The sequence below is a fragment of the Caballeronia sp. LZ032 genome (assembly GCF_031451315.1).
In the GTDB taxonomy this organism is placed as follows: domain Bacteria; phylum Pseudomonadota; class Gammaproteobacteria; order Burkholderiales; family Burkholderiaceae; genus Caballeronia.
In genome coordinates, this window is the sequence record NZ_JARUXP010000049.1 from 1 (window position 1) to 669 (window position 669).

Here is a 669-nt window from a genome sequence, read left to right on the forward strand (position 1 = left end):
CGCGCGCCGAGGTCGTTGTTGCCAATCCAAACGGATTGATAGTCGACGGGGGCGGCTTCATCAACACGAGCCGCGCCATTCTGACCACGGGCACGCCGAACTTTGGGCCGAACGGGTCGCTGACGGGTTTCACGGTGAGTGGCGGCAACCTCGTCGTGCAAGGTGCGGGCTTGAACGCCGCCAACATCGATCAGGTCGACCTGCTCGCGCGTGCAATCCAGGTGAACGCGGCCATCTACGCGAAGCGGCTTAATGCGATTACCGGCGCGAACGGCATCGATCACGATACGCTCGCCGCGACGCCGGTCGCGGGCAACGGCACGGCACCCGTCGTCGCGCTCGACGTGAGCGCACTCGGCGGCATGTATGCGAATCGCATCTTTCTGGCGTCGAACGAGTATGGCGTCGGCGTATCGACGCGCGGCGTGCTTGCCGCTCAGGCGGGCGACTTGACGCTTACGGCGAACGGCAAGCTCGTGCTCGCGGGCCAGACCAACGCCAGCGGCACGCTCAACGTTTTAGCACGCGACGGCATCGACAACCGCGGCACGACCTACGCGCAGGGCGACGTCGTCGCCACGACGGGCGGAGTGCTGGCGAACAGCGGCCTGCTTGCGGCGCAGCGTCAGACAACGCTTCGCGCGGACAGCATCGCCTCGACGGGCACGC

General features: G+C 66.7%; 1 protein-coding gene. It reads left to right on the forward strand.

What is annotated here, in order from left to right; translation table 11 throughout:
* Nucleotides 1-669: hypothetical protein (locus QCE69_RS39350; RefSeq protein WP_309936159.1), on the forward strand; the 669-nt coding region annotated here is incomplete at both ends.